Source organism: Pseudomonas sp. AGC41, assembly GCF_057334555.1.
Genome location: NZ_JBHFJB010000064.1, coordinates 12,906 through 25,447, shown reverse-complemented (window position 1 = coordinate 25,447; position 12,542 = coordinate 12,906). Strand labels below are relative to the sequence as shown.

Below are 12,542 nucleotides of genomic sequence, written 5' to 3'. Positions count from 1 at the left end.
CGCGAAAGCCGTGCCACAGTTGATGAAGATATCAGATTCGCGGGCCTCTTCGCGAGCAGGCTCGCTCCCACTCTTGGCTCTGCGTTCGGCCATGGATTTGTAGGCACCACAACACACCTGTGGGAGCGAGCTTGCTCGCGAAGGCGGTGGTATGGTCGATGGAGATGTCGAATGTGCCGGCCTTTACGCGGGCAGGCCCGCTCCCACAGGTGGATCGGAGTACGACTGGGAGAGCCAGGTCAGCTTTAAGGCCGCCTCGCGGTGGACAGTGGTGGGGCAAAAACGTTTACGCTTCATAAAAGTGAGTCGCTGTAAAAGCGAAACCGCCAGCGGCCACTACCGCAGAAACGGATATACACACCACTTTGAGAAAGACAGATATCGAAAGCAAAAAAAAACGGCGCCTTTCCCCTCTTGAAGGAAAAGCGCCGCTTCTGGCGGCTACCTGGCGTTCAGCGTTCCAGATACCAAATATGGCGCAGCGGACGGGACTCGAACCCGCGACCCCCGGCGTGACAGGCCGGTATTCTAACCGACTGAACTACCGCTGCGCGTAACATTGAAAGTTTGGTGGGTGATGACGGGATCGAACCGCCGACATTCTGCTTGTAAGGCAGACGCTCTCCCGGCTGAGCTAATCACCCTGCACTTTCGATGCGGGGCGCATTCTCTCACAGTTTTTTATAACGTGCTGATTTAATTGATAAATCCAGCAAAAAATGTGATTCACGCGCACCACAGAAACTCCAGAAAGCAAAAAGCCCGCGTTAGCGGGCTTTCTGTGGTGACCTGGCGTTCAGTGTTCCAGGTTACCGAATATGGCGCAGCGGACGGGACTCGAACCCGCGACCCCCGGCGTGACAGGCCGGTATTCTAACCGACTGAACTACCGCTGCGCGTAACACTTGGAGCGAATGGTGGGTGATGACGGGATCGAACCGCCGACATTCTGCTTGTAAGGCAGACGCTCTCCCGGCTGAGCTAATCACCCTTCGCTTTCGGTGTGGCGCGCATTCTACGGAGCAGTCCCTAAGCTGGCAAGCACTTTTTAAATTAATTTTTTCAGGCCTTCCAAAGGCTTAGCGAAGGGTTGGCCTATGGCGCCGCGAAGAGAATAATGCCCCCCTTTGTATAAAGGAGAGACTCACCCCATGTGGTTCAAGAACCTGCTTATCTATCGCCTGACCCAAGATCTGCCTGTTGATGCCGAGGCGTTGGAAACTGCACTGGCGAGCAAACTGGCGCGCCCCTGTGCGAGCCAGGAGTTGACCACTTACGGTTTCGTCGCGCCGTTTGGCAAAGGCGAAGACGCCCCGCTGGTGCATGTCAGCCAGGACTTCCTGCTGATTGCCGCACGCAAGGAAGAACGCATCCTGCCGGGCAGCGTCGTCCGTGACGCGGTCAAGGAAAAGGTCGACGAGATCGAAGCCGAGCAGATGCGCAAGGTCTATAAAAAGGAACGGGACCAGATCAAGGATGAAATCATCCAGGCTTTCCTGCCTCGCGCGTTCATTCGCCGCTCCTCCACGTTTGCCGCGATTGCGCCGAAACAGGGCCTGATCCTGGTCAACTCGGCCAGCCCGAAACGCGCCGAAGACCTGCTTTCGACCCTGCGTGAAGTCATCGGCACGCTGCCGGTGCGCCCGCTGACAGTGAAGACGGCCCCGACCGCGATCATGACCGACTGGGTCAAGACCCAGAAAGCCGCGGACGATTTCTTCGTGCTGGACGAATGCGAGCTGCGCGATACCCACGAAGATGGCGGCATCGTCCGTTGCAAGCGCCAGGACCTGACCAGCGACGAAATCCAGTTGCACCTGAACACCGGCAAGGTGGTGACGCAACTGTCGCTGGCCTGGCAGGACAAGTTGTCCTTCGTGCTCGACGACAAAATGGTGGTCAAGCGCCTGAAGTTCGAAGACCTGCTGCAAGACCAGGCGGAACAGGACGGCGGCGACGAAGCCCTCGGCCAACTGGACGCCAGCTTCACCCTGATGATGCTGACGTTCGGCGAGTTCCTGCCGGCGCTGGTTGAAGCGCTGGGTGGTGAAGAGATTCCGCAGGGGATCTAAAAGTAGCGGATAGCCCCTGTGGGAGCGAGCCTGCTCGCGAAAGCGGTATGACAGCCACAGCGATGTTGACTGACGCCCCGCTTTCGCGAGCCTGCTCGCTCCCACAATGGTATTCGGCGTTATTGATAACAAGGATCAGATCATGCGTGCACTGGCTGCATTGAGCCGCTTCGTCGGCAATACGTTCGCTTACTGGGTGTTGCTGTTCGCCGTCGTGGCGTTCTTTCTGCCGGCCTGGTTCATCGGTCTCAAAAGCGCCATTGTGCCGCTGCTCGGCCTGGTGATGTTCGGCATGGGCCTGGCGCTCAAGCTGGAGGACTTTGCCGAGGTGGCTCGCCGCCCAGGACGGGTGGCCCTGGGTGTGATTGCCCAGTTCGTGATCATGCCGGGGACAGCATGGCTGCTTTGCCAGGTGTTCAGCCTGCCGCCGGAAATCGCCGTCGGCGTGATCCTGGTGGGATGCTGCCCGAGCGGCACATCCTCCAATGTCATGACCTGGCTCGCCCGCGGTGACCTGGCCCTGGCCGTGGCGATTTCCGCCATCACCACCCTGCTTGCCCCGCTGCTGACCCCGGCGCTGATCTGGCTGCTGGCTTCGGCCTGGTTGCCGGTGTCGTTCTCCGCCTTGTTCTGGTCGATCCTGCAAATTGTGTTGCTGCCCATTGCCTTGGGCATCGTTGCCCAGCGCCTGTTGGGCGCGCGGGTTCGCCATGCCGTAGAAGTGCTGCCGTTGGTGTCGGTGGTCAGCATCGTGATAATCGTCGCCGCCGTGGTGGCGGCCAGTCAGGCGAAAATTGCCGAATCTGGCCTGTTGATCATGGCCATTGTCGTCCTGCACAACAGCTTCGGCTATCTGCTGGGGTATTTCACCGGTCGGCTTTTCGGGCTGCCGTTGGCCCAACGCAAGACGTTGTCGTTGGAAGTCGGCATGCAGAACTCCGGCCTCGGTGCGGCATTGGCCAGCGCACACTTCTCGCCGCTGGCGGCAGTGCCCAGCGCGCTGTTCAGCGTCTGGCACAACATTTCCGGCGCCCTGCTCTCGACCTGGTTCCGGCGCATGAGCGAAAAACAGGACCGCGAAGCGCTTGCCCGACAAACCGCGGACTGACCGGCGGACTTGACCGAATAGTCAGCATTGGGCACTCTTGCGCCCAATGCGGGGACGACCCCGCAACGCCATGAAGTTTTTATCCGGGGACGACCCCATCCATCGATGAGGTGTGTGATGTCCTGGATCATTCTGTTTTTCGCCGGCCTGTTCGAAGTCGGCTGGGCTGTCGGCCTGAAGTACACCGACGGTTTCAGCCGCCCGCTCCCCACCGCACTGACAATCGCCGCCATGGCGATCAGCCTCGGCCTGCTCGGCCTGGCGATGAAGGAGCTGCCGCTGGGCACCGCCTACGCGATCTGGACCGGGGTCGGTGCCGTGGGCACGGTGATCGCCGGGATCATCTTGTTTGGCGAGTCGATGGCGCTGATTCGGCTGGCCAGCGTTGCGCTGATCATTGTCGGGCTGATCGGGCTCAAGGTCAGCGCTTAAGCCACCGCCCATTCGCGAGCAGGCTCGCTCCCACATTCGACCGCATTCACTCGGTCAAAGGTGGGAGCGAGCCTGCTCGCGAAGAGGCCCGCAAAATCACCTGTCATCTGACCGCCCCGCGCAACTCTCCGACCAACGCCTGCAGCTTCGCCGGCTCCGCCGCCTCGACCGCCACCGCCGTCCCCGCCACCAACGTCACCCGCGACCAGAACCGCCGAAACAGCCCCTTGCTCGGATCGCGGCTGAAAAAGCTGCCCCACAAACCCTGCAATGCCAAGGGAATCACCGGCACCGGGGTTTCCTGCAGGATTCGCGTCAGCCCGCTCTTGAACTCATTGATCTCACCGTCAGCGGTCAATTTTCCTTCAGGGAAAATGCACACCAGCTCACCGTCCTTCAGATACTGGGCAATGCGGCTGAAGGCTTTTTCATAGATGTGGATATCTTCCTGGCGCCCGGCGATCGGAATAGTCCCGGCGGTGCGGAAGATGAAGTTCAGGATCGGCAGGTTGTAGATCTTGTAGTACATCACAAAGCGAATCGGCCGACGCACCGCGCCACCGATCAGCAAGGCATCGACAAACGATACGTGATTGCACACCAGCAACGCTGCGCCCTCATCCGGGATCGCTTGCAGGTTGCGATGCTCCACGCGGTACATGGAATGGCTGAGCAGCCAGATCATGAAACGCATGCTGAACTCGGGGACGATCTTGAAGATGTAGGCGTTGACACCAACGTTGAGCAGCGACACCACCAGAAACAGCTGCGGAATCGACAGCTTGGCCAGGCTCAGCAGGACGATGGAAACAATCGCCGAGACCACCATGAACAAGGCGTTGAGAATGTTGTTGGCGGCGATCACTCGCGCGCGCTCGTTTTCAACGGTGCGCGACTGGATCAATGCATACAGCGGCACGATGTAGAAACCGCCGAAGATGCCCAGCCCGAGGATGTCGATCAGCACCAGCCAGGCGTGGCCGAAACCCAGCACCTGGAGCCAGCCGTGGCCGTCGACGCTGGCGGGGATCCCACCGGAATGCCACCACAGCAGCAAGCCGAACACCGTCAGCCCGAACGAGCCGAACGGCACCAGGCCGATTTCCACTTTGCGCCCAGAAAGTCTTTCGCAGAGCATCGAGCCCAGGGCGATCCCCACCGAGAACACGGTGAGGATCAAAGTAACCACGGTTTCGTCGCCGTGCATCCATTCCTTGGCATAGGCCGGGATCTGGGTGAGATAGATCGCGCCGACGAACCAGAACCAGGAGTTACCAACGATCGAACGGGACACCGCCGGGGTCTGCCCAAGGCCAAGCTTCAACGTTGCCCAGGACTGACTGAAAATGTTCCAGTTCAAGCGCATCTGCGGCGAAGCTGCCGCCGCCCGCGGAATGCCGCGGCTGGCCAGGTAACCGGCCACGGCGACGCCGACAATCGCCACTGACACCACGGGCGCGTAATTGGCCGCGGACATCATGATCCCGGCGCCGATGGTGCCGGCGAGAATCGCCAGGAACGTCCCCATCTCCACCAGGCCGTTGCCGCCGACCAGCTCATCCTCGCGCAAGGCTTGCGGCAGGATCGAATATTTCACCGGCCCGAACAGCGCCGAGTGCGTGCCCATGGCGAACAGCGCCACCAGCATCAGCCACAGATGATCGAACAGGAAACCCACCGCGCCGACCGCCATGATCGCGATTTCGCCAAGCTTGATCAGGCGAATCAACGCATCCTTGGCGAATTTTTCGCCGAACTGGCCCGCCAGCGCCGAGAACAGGAAGAACGGCAGGATGAACAGCAGCGCGCAGAGATTGACCCAGATCGACCGATCACCTTCGATCGTCAATTTGTAGAGGATGGCGAGGATCAGCGACTGCTTGAAGATGTTGTCGTTGAACGCGCCGAGGGACTGCGTGATGAAGAACGGCAGGAAACGCCGCGTGCGAAGCAAGGTGAACTGCGAGGGGTGACTCATCTTCCATGTTCCTGAGTGGCTTGGACGCTTATTGGAATGACGCTTTTTCGATCCAGGCCACACATTACCTGTCTTTGACGATTATTTCCCCAGCCCCGCAATGCAAGGTGATACGAACAGCTCACCGTGCCAGGCGCCCAGCACCGTGCGCCGAGCGACGATCAGCCACATCACCGCCAACATCACCACCAGTGCGCAACCGAGCAGATTGAAAAAAACCAACCTCAGCAGGCTCGCCAGTTTCAGCGTGGTCAGTGCATACACGCCCAAGGGAAAGGTGAAACCCCACCAGCCGAGATTGAACGGGATGCCTTCGCGCAGATAGCGCGCGGTGATCAACAGCGCCATCAACATCCACCACAAACCCAAGCCCCACAGGGTGATGCCGGCCACCAGCCCCAGCCCCGAGGCGACCTCGCCCACGCCCGGCAAGCCATTGGCGGCGAAAATCAGCGGTGCCTCGCCACCCAGCAGCAACATGCCCAAGGCGCCCGTGCCGATCGGGCCCAGGGCCAGCCAGCTCGAAGCGGCCATGTTTTCGTGGGGCAGTTTGTGCAGGGCCATGCGCAGCAGCAGGATGGTCAGAATGCTGAACGCCACCGGCAGGGAAAACGCCCACAGCACATAGCTGGTGACCAATATGACCAATTGCGAATGGGCGTCGCCAAGGTGTGGCGCCAGCAGCCCGCCACTGGCAGCGGCAACCTCGGCGGCCACCACGGGCAACAGCCACACGGCGGTCATCTGGTCGATGCGATGTTCCTGGCGGGTGAACATCAGGAACGGAATCAGCACGCCGCAGGCCAGCGACATCGCCACGTCGATCCACCACAACACTTCTGCCACCGCCACCATGCCATCTCCCCAGCGCGGCAGCCCGAACACCAGAAAACCGTTGATGATCGTCGCCAAGCCCATGGGGATGGTGCCGAAAAACATCGAGACCGTTGAATGGCCGAAAATCCGTCGCGCCTCGTCGAAGAACAACAGCCAACGGGCGGTGTACACCCCGGTGAACAGTGCGAACAGGAAAATGTTGAACAACCACAGCCCTTCAGCGAATGCGTGCAATCCGGCATTGGCGCCTGGCACTTGCGCCAGGGCCAATGCCAGCACGCCAGTCCCCATGGTGGCGGCGAACCAGTTCGGGGTGAATTGTCGGACGACGTCCCAGGGGCCGGCCAAGTGGCTCAGCGGGGGTAAGCGGTTTTTCGCAGCGTGGCAAGTCATGGTCAATCCTCGTTAGCGGATGAGGTAAAGCCATGCTAGAACTGAAACGAATATCTATATAACGGGTAATTTCTCTATATCTATTCTGTTTCACCGATAAGCGCTTACGATCCCATTCCCTCCGCCAGCGGTTTTGCAGGCTGGCGCAGCAAGCCCGCCAGCGCGCCGACTGCCATCACAATCAGCACGGCGCCGTAGCCATCGGTGGTCGGAATCAGCCCGAAAATACGCGTCAGGTTTCCCGCCAGCAACGAAGGCAGGCTGAAGGCCAGGTAACTGAGCACGTAGAACGCAGACATCAGGCCGGCCCGTTCGTGGGGCAAGGCCAGCGGCATGATGCTGCGCAGGGCGCCGAGGAATCCCGCGCCAAAAGCGCTACCAGTGATCAAGGTGCCAATGAAAAACCACGGCAGACTGGCCGTGTGTACGGCCGTCAATACCAGGCCCAGGCCGAGCACCAATAGGCTGGCGCCAAGCCGCAGCATCGTCCTTGCCGCCCGGTTACGCAGCGTGTAGATCGACAAGGCGCCACTGAGGGTAAGCACAGCCACCAGCGCGCCGCCAATCAGGTTCGATGTCGAACCGGTAGCGGTCCGCACCAGTGATGGCGCCAAGGACAAATAGAATCCCCCGACGGCCCAAGCCGCCAGGTCCAGAGGCAATATCAGCCACAAGGCGCGCCGGGCCTGGACAGGTACATGCAAAGTCGGGCGCAACGATCGCCAGGCACCGGGCTGCGGGCTGACGCTTTCCGCCAGGCGCCACAGGTAAATCGCCTGGATGAGAAACAATGCCAGCAGCAGCCAATACGTCAATTGCAGCGGCATCGGCGCGAACTCAGCCAGCAGGCCGCAGCCCATCGCGCCACACGCCATGCCGAGCAATGGCGCCACGCTGGTGATCAGCGGCCCCTGCTGACGATCGAAGTCCAGCAACGCCGCACCCAATACACTGGTAGCCATTCCGGTGGCAAAACCTTGAATCAAACGCGCCCCGATCAACCAGGCGACGCTGTCGGCGTTGATAAACAGCAGCATCGCCAGCATGTTGAGCAGCAATGCCGCAAAGATCACCGGCTTGCGACCGAGGTAATCGGACAGCGAACCGACGACCAGCAAAGCCGCCAGCAGACTGAACGCGTACACGCCGAAGATCAGGGTCAGGATCGCCGGGGAAAACTGCATATGTTCCTGGTAGAGGTGATACAACGGCGTCGGCGCGCTGGACGCCGCCAGGAAGCCGAGCAAGGTGAGCGCCAGAAATATCAGGCTGGCGCGGGTCGAAGCTGGACGAGACATGGGCACGCTCCACAAGGCATTCACAAAAGCTAATTTTTTGCTTTTGCGGAGTGTGCTACCGGCATGCGCTTAAAGCAAATTCTTTGTGTTAAGGTCCGATTCATGGCTATCAAAGAAGGTTTACGCCCCGGCGGCAGAAGCGCCCGGGTTCAAGAGTCGATTCATTCGGCCGTTCGCGCGTTATTGCAGGAGCAGGATCGCGCCAGCCTGACCGTGCCGCAAATCGCCGCGCGCGCCGGGGTAACGCCGTCCACCATTTATCGGCGCTGGGGCGATCTGCAAGCACTGCTGGCCGATGTCGCCATCGCACGCATGCGCCCGGACGGCGAGCCGGCCAATACCGGCAGCCTGCGCGGCGACCTGCGTGCCTGGGCCGAGCAGTACCTGGACGAAATGAGTTCCGAGCCCGGCCGCAACATGATGCGCGACATCCAGGCCTGCGCCACGCCGGGCTATTGCGTGGGCATCATCAGCGGCCAGTTGCAGATCATCCTGGACCGCTATCCCGATGAGCCGAACCCGGGCATCGAGCGGCTGGTGAATGTGATCGTCGCGCCGACGGTGTTTCGTATCCTGTTCGCCACTGCCCCGCTGGAGGCTGAGGAGTTGTATAGGTTGGTTGATATCGCGTTGGGTCAATAGGGCCGCCTTCGCGAGCAGGCTCGCTCCCACATGGGATCTCCAGCGGGCATAAGATTTGTGTGCACCGCAGATCCACTGTGGGAGCGAGCCTGCTCGCGAAGAGGCCCGAAAGCACACCCGATAATCTGAGCATTCCACCCCACCCGCGACACCCGGCCACGCCCCGACCTTGGTCGACACTGACGAACCCGAGCGGGCATGCGAGACTGTCTTGCCGGGCCCAAGCCCGGGGATATTTGTCCGGGAGTTTCCATGTCGCTGTCCAGCGGGCTGATTGCCGTTGTCGCCCTGGCCTATATGGCCATCATGTTTGCCATCGCCTTCTACGGCGACCGACGCAGCACGCCGCTGCCGCCGCGCGTGCGGGCGTGGGTCTACAGTCTGTCGTTGGCGGTTTATTGCACCAGCTGGACCTTTTTTGGCGCCGTGGGCCAGGCCGCCGAACAGCTCTGGTCATTCCTGCCGATCTACCTCGGGCCGATCCTGCTGCTGGTGTTCGCGCCGTGGGTCCTGCAGAAAATGGTGATGATCAGCAAGCAGGAGAACATCACTTCCATTGCCGACTTCATCGCCGCCCGCTACGGCAAGTCGCAGTCCCTGGCGATTGTGGTCGCGCTGATCTGCCTGGTCGGCGTGCTCCCGTACATCGCCTTGCAGCTCAAAGGCATCGTGCTCGGGGTGAACCTGCTGATCGGTGCCGGCGCCGACGCCATGGGCACCCGGGCGCAGGACACCGCCCTGATCGTCTCGCTGATCCTGGCGCTGTTCACCATCGTCTTCGGTACCCGCAACCTGGACGCCACCGAGCACCACCGCGGCATGGTCCTGGCGATTGCCTTCGAGTCGCTGGTCAAGCTGTTCGCGTTCCTGGCCGTCGGCGCGTTTGTCACGTTTGGCCTCTATGACGGTTTTGACGACCTGTTCAACCAGGCAATGCTGGCGCCGCGGCTGGAGCAATACTGGAAGGAAACCATCAACTGGCCGTCCATGGTCGTGCAGACCGGCGTGGCGATGATGGCGATCATCTGCCTGCCGCGGCAATTCCATGTGACCGTGGTCGAGAACATCGACCCGCAAGACCTGCGCCTGGCCAAGTGGGTGTTTCCCGCCTACCTTGCGCTGGCCGCGCTGTTCGTGGTGCCGATTGCCCTGGCCGGGCAGATGATGCTGCCCAGTTCGGTGCTGCCGGATTCATTCGTCATCAGCCTGCCGCTGGCCCAGGCCCATCCGGCCCTGGCGGTGCTGGCGTTCATCGGCGGCGCATCGGCCGCCACCGGCATGGTCATCGTGGCGAGTGTCGCCCTGTCGACCATGGTCTCCAACGACATGCTGCTGCCCTGGCTGTTGCGCCGCAACAACGCCGAACGGCCCTTCGAGGTATTCCGCCAGTGGATGTTGTCGGTCCGCCGGGTGAGCATCGTCGCGATCCTGCTGCTGGCCTACGTCAGCTATCGGTTGCTGGGGTCGACGGCGAGCCTGGCGACCATCGGCCAGATCGCCTTCGCCGCCGTGACCCAATTGGCGCCGGCCATGCTCGGCGCGCTGTACTGGAAACAGGCGAATCGACGCGGCGTATTTGCCGGCCTCGCCACCGGAATTTTCCTCTGGTTTTATACGCTGGTGCTGCCGATCGCCGCCCACAGCCTGGGTTGGTCATTGAGCAGTTTTCCCGGCCTGGCCTGGCTGCACGGCAACCCGCTGGACTTGCCGATCACCCCGCTGACGCAAGGGGTCGTCTTGTCCCTGGCCGGCAATTTCATCCTGTTCGCCTGGGTCTCGGTATTGTCCCGCACCCGCGTGTCGGAGCACTGGCAGGCCGGGCGCTTCATCGGCCAGGAAATCAGCGCCCGCCCCAACCCGCGTTCGATGCTCGCGGTGCAGATCGACGATCTGCTGCAACTGGCTGCCCGATTCGTCGGTGAAGAACGTGCGCGGCAGAGCTTCATCCGCTTCGCCTATCGCCAGGGCAAGGGCTTCAACCCGAGCCAGAACGCCGACAGCGAATGGATCGCCCACACCGAGCGTCTGCTGGCCGGCGTGCTGGGCGCCTCTTCGACGCGGGCGGTGGTGAAAGCCGCAATTGAAGGACGGGAGATGCAGCTGGAGGACGTCGTGCGCATCGCCGACGAAGCGTCCGAGGTGCTGCAGTTCAATCGCGCGCTGCTGCAAGGCGCCATCGAAAACATCACCCAGGGCATCAGCGTGGTCGACCAGTCGCTCAGGCTGGTGGCCTGGAACCGTCGTTATCTTGAGCTGTTCAATTACCCCGACGGCCTGATCAGCGTCGGCCGGCCGATCGCCGACATCATCCGCTACAACGCCGAGCGCGGCCTCTGCGGCCCTGGCGAGGCCGAGGTCCACGTTGCCCGGCGCCTGCACTGGATGCGTCAGGGCCGCGCACACACCTCGGAACGGCTGTTTCCCAACGGCCGGGTGATCGAGCTGATCGGCAACCCGATGCCCGGTGGCGGCTTTGTCATGAGTTTCACTGACATCACCGCGTTCCGCGAAGCCGCCCAAGCCTTGACCGAAGCCAACGAAGGGCTGGAGCAACGGGTGGCCGAGCGCACCCGGGAACTGTCGCAGCTGAACCTGGCGCTGACCGAGGCCAAGAGCACCGCCGAAGCCGCCTATCAGTCCAAGACCCGCTTCCTGGCCGCCGTCAGTCATGACTTGATGCAGCCGCTGAATGCCGCGCGGCTGTTTTCCGCCGCGCTGTCCCACCAGCATGACAGCTTGCCCGGCGAAGCCCGGCAACTGGTGCAGCACCTGGACAGCTCGCTGCGTTCGGCGGAAGACCTGATCACCGACCTGTTGGACATCTCCCGCCTGGAGAACGGCAAGATCAACCCCGACCGCAAATCCTTCGTGCTCAACGAGCTGTTCGATACCTTGGGCGCAGAATTCACCGTGCTGGCCCAGGAACAGGGGCTCAAGTTCCGCGTTCGTGGCTCGCGTCTACGGGTCGACAGCGACATCAAGCTGCTCCGGCGGATTTTGCAGAACTTCCTCACCAATGCCTTCCGCTACGCCAAAGGCCCCGTGCTGCTGGGCGTGCGCCGCTGCCAGGGCGAGCTGTGCCTGGAGGTCTGGGATCGCGGCCCCGGCATCGCCGAAGACAAACAGCAGGTCATTTTCGAAGAATTCAAACGCCTCGACAGCCATCAGACCCGCGCCGAAAAAGGCCTCGGCCTGGGCCTGGCAATCGCCGACGGGCTGTGCCGCGTGCTTGATCACAGGTTGCGCGTGCGTTCCTGGCTGGGACGCGGCAGCGTGTTCAGTGTCAGCGTGCCGTTGGCCAGCACTCAGGCCGCCGCCCCCAGTGTCGCGCCCGAACCCAACGGCCACTTGCCGAGTGGCGCCCAGGTGCTCTGTGTGGATAACGAAGACAGCATCCTGATTGGCATGAACAGTTTGCTGACGCGTTGGGGCTGCCAGGTATGGACCGCGCGCAACCGCGAAGAATGCGAGCGCTGGCTCGCCCAGGGCGGACGTCCGCAACTGGCCCTGGTGGATTTTCATCTGGACGACGGCGAGACGGGTACCGCGCTTATGGCCTGGCTGCGCACGCGCCTGGGCGAACCGGTGCCGGGTGTGGTGATCAGTGCCGACGGCCGGCCGGAGACGGTGGCGCAAGTGCATGCGGCGGGGCTGGATTACCTGGCCAAACCGGTGAAACCGGCGGCGTTGCGGGCGTTGTTGAGTCGGCATTTGCCGTTGTAATCAAGGAGGCACGGTCTCCCTGTGGCGAGGGAGCTTGCTCCCGCTTGGGTGCGCAGCAC

The 12,542-nt window shown here is 61.8% G+C and carries 8 protein-coding genes and 4 tRNA genes; 5 read left to right on the top strand and 7 right to left on the bottom strand.

From position 1 onward, the window contains the following. Nucleotides 1-474 precede the first annotated feature (474 nt). The 4 genes from ACE04F_RS12000 to ACE04F_RS11985 all read right to left on the bottom strand — a co-directional run bounded on the left by ACE04F_RS12000 (nucleotide 475) and on the right by ACE04F_RS11985 (nucleotide 991). Nucleotides 475-551, bottom strand: a tRNA-Asp gene (locus tag ACE04F_RS12000). Between the two features lie 17 nt (nucleotides 552-568). After that, a tRNA-Val gene (locus ACE04F_RS11995) sits at nucleotides 569-644 on the bottom strand. Nucleotides 645-819: 175 nt separating this feature from the next. Next, nucleotides 820-896, bottom strand: a tRNA-Asp gene (locus ACE04F_RS11990). A gap of 19 nt (nucleotides 897-915) precedes the next feature. Further along, nucleotides 916-991 (bottom strand) — tRNA-Val (locus ACE04F_RS11985). Nucleotides 992-1,151: 160 nt separating this feature from the next. On the opposite strand from ACE04F_RS11985, the gene rdgC reads away from it, so the two are divergent. From rdgC to sugE, 3 genes are all read left to right on the top strand, one after another. Beyond that, nucleotides 1,152-2,072, top strand: a complete 921-nt coding sequence (gene rdgC / locus ACE04F_RS11980) for a recombination-associated protein RdgC (protein ID WP_486106925.1) — start codon at nucleotides 1,152-1,154, stop codon at nucleotides 2,070-2,072. Nucleotides 2,073-2,214: 142 nt separating this feature from the next. Next, nucleotides 2,215-3,180: a bile acid:sodium symporter family protein gene (locus ACE04F_RS11975; protein WP_486106923.1), complete on the top strand. Its 966-nt coding sequence runs from the start codon at nucleotides 2,215-2,217 to the stop codon at nucleotides 3,178-3,180. A 117-nt stretch (nucleotides 3,181-3,297) separates the two neighbouring features. Then, nucleotides 3,298-3,612, top strand: a complete 315-nt coding sequence (gene sugE / locus ACE04F_RS11970; RefSeq protein WP_486106921.1) for a quaternary ammonium compound efflux SMR transporter SugE — start codon at nucleotides 3,298-3,300, stop codon at nucleotides 3,610-3,612. A gap of 103 nt (nucleotides 3,613-3,715) precedes the next feature. Here sugE and ACE04F_RS11965 read toward each other — a convergent pair whose 3' ends face one another. The 3 genes from ACE04F_RS11965 to ACE04F_RS11955 all read right to left on the bottom strand — a co-directional run bounded on the left by ACE04F_RS11965 (nucleotide 3,716) and on the right by ACE04F_RS11955 (nucleotide 8,118). After that, nucleotides 3,716-5,590, bottom strand: a complete 1,875-nt coding sequence (locus ACE04F_RS11965) for an MFS transporter (protein WP_486106919.1) — start codon at nucleotides 5,588-5,590, stop codon at nucleotides 3,716-3,718. Between the two features lie 81 nt (nucleotides 5,591-5,671). Then, entirely contained in the window at nucleotides 5,672-6,820 is a 1,149-nt protein-coding gene (locus ACE04F_RS11960; RefSeq protein ID WP_486106917.1) for a TDT family transporter, read from the bottom strand. Between the two features lie 104 nt (nucleotides 6,821-6,924). Further along, on the bottom strand, nucleotides 6,925-8,118 hold the full coding sequence (locus ACE04F_RS11955; RefSeq protein ID WP_486106915.1) for an MFS transporter: 1,194 nt from the start codon (nucleotides 8,116-8,118) through the stop codon (nucleotides 6,925-6,927). 102 nt (nucleotides 8,119-8,220) lie between these two features. Between ACE04F_RS11955 and ACE04F_RS11950 the strand changes: the two genes are divergently transcribed. After that, on the top strand, nucleotides 8,221-8,760 hold the full coding sequence (locus ACE04F_RS11950) for a TetR/AcrR family transcriptional regulator (protein WP_486106913.1): 540 nt from the start codon (nucleotides 8,221-8,223) through the stop codon (nucleotides 8,758-8,760). A 252-nt stretch (nucleotides 8,761-9,012) separates the two neighbouring features. Beyond that, a complete protein-coding gene (locus ACE04F_RS11945) occupies nucleotides 9,013-12,483 on the top strand; it encodes a hybrid sensor histidine kinase/response regulator (RefSeq protein WP_486106911.1) in 3,471 nt (1,156 codons plus the stop codon). Nucleotides 12,484-12,542: the final 59 nt, after the last annotated feature.

What these genes read in the sequence shown, in the direction of transcription:
- ACE04F_RS11955 (WP_486106915.1), bottom strand. Translation starts at nt 8,118, where the DNA reads ATGTCTCGTCCAGCTTCGACCCGCGCCAGCCTGATATTTCTGGCGCTC.
- ACE04F_RS11960 (WP_486106917.1), bottom strand. Translation starts at nt 6,820, where the DNA reads ATGACTTGCCACGCTGCGAAAAACCGCTTACCCCCGCTGAGCCACTTG.
- ACE04F_RS11950 (WP_486106913.1), top strand. Translation starts at nt 8,221, where the DNA reads ATGGCTATCAAAGAAGGTTTACGCCCCGGCGGCAGAAGCGCCCGGGTT.
- rdgC (WP_486106925.1), top strand. Translation starts at nt 1,152, where the DNA reads ATGTGGTTCAAGAACCTGCTTATCTATCGCCTGACCCAAGATCTGCCT.
- ACE04F_RS11965 (WP_486106919.1), bottom strand. Translation starts at nt 5,590, where the DNA reads ATGAGTCACCCCTCGCAGTTCACCTTGCTTCGCACGCGGCGTTTCCTG.
- ACE04F_RS11975 (WP_486106923.1), top strand. Translation starts at nt 2,215, where the DNA reads ATGCGTGCACTGGCTGCATTGAGCCGCTTCGTCGGCAATACGTTCGCT.
- ACE04F_RS11945 (WP_486106911.1), top strand. Translation starts at nt 9,013, where the DNA reads ATGTCGCTGTCCAGCGGGCTGATTGCCGTTGTCGCCCTGGCCTATATG.
- sugE (WP_486106921.1), top strand. Translation starts at nt 3,298, where the DNA reads ATGTCCTGGATCATTCTGTTTTTCGCCGGCCTGTTCGAAGTCGGCTGG.